Origin of the sequence: Pseudomonas sp. 51_B, from assembly GCF_017491595.1 — a bacterium.
In the GTDB taxonomy this organism is placed as follows: domain Bacteria; phylum Pseudomonadota; class Gammaproteobacteria; order Pseudomonadales; family Pseudomonadaceae; genus Aquipseudomonas; species Aquipseudomonas promysalinigenes.
This window is the reverse complement of record NZ_JAFGYW010000475.1, coordinates 1-431: the sequence shown is the minus strand read 5'-3', so window position 1 is coordinate 431 and position 431 is coordinate 1. Positions and strand designations below refer to the sequence as shown.

General features: G+C 66.1%; 1 protein-coding gene. It reads left to right on the top strand.

Annotation, left to right across the window (positions count from 1 at the left end; translation table 11 throughout):
* On the top strand, nt 1-431 hold a 431-nt coding region (locus J5M56_RS25800), incomplete at both ends, for an AAA family ATPase (protein ID WP_207938158.1).

The window sequence follows — 431 nt, the reverse complement described above, 5'->3', positions numbered from 1 at the left end:
CCGCCTGCCGCTGGATGTGCTGGTGGTCGATGAAGCGTCGATGATCGACCTGGAAATGATGGCGAACTTGCTCGACGCCATGCCGGCCCATGCTCGGCTGGTGCTGCTGGGCGACAAGGATCAGTTGGCCTCGGTCGAGGCCGGTGCGGTGTTGGGCGATCTGTGCCGTGACGCCGAGGGCGGTTGGTACAGCCCGCAGACGCGGCAATGGCTGGAGTCGGTCAGTGGCGAGTCGTTGCAGGGCAGCGGTATGCATGAGGACCACGACGGCACCCATCCGCTGGCGCAGCAAGTGGTGATGCTGCGGCACTCGCGCCGTTTCGGCGAGGGCAGTGGCATCGGTCAGCTCGCGCGTCGGGTCAATCAGCAATTGGCCGACGAGGCGCGACAGTTGCTCGCGGCCGGCAGCTACGACGACGTGTATTCGCTGC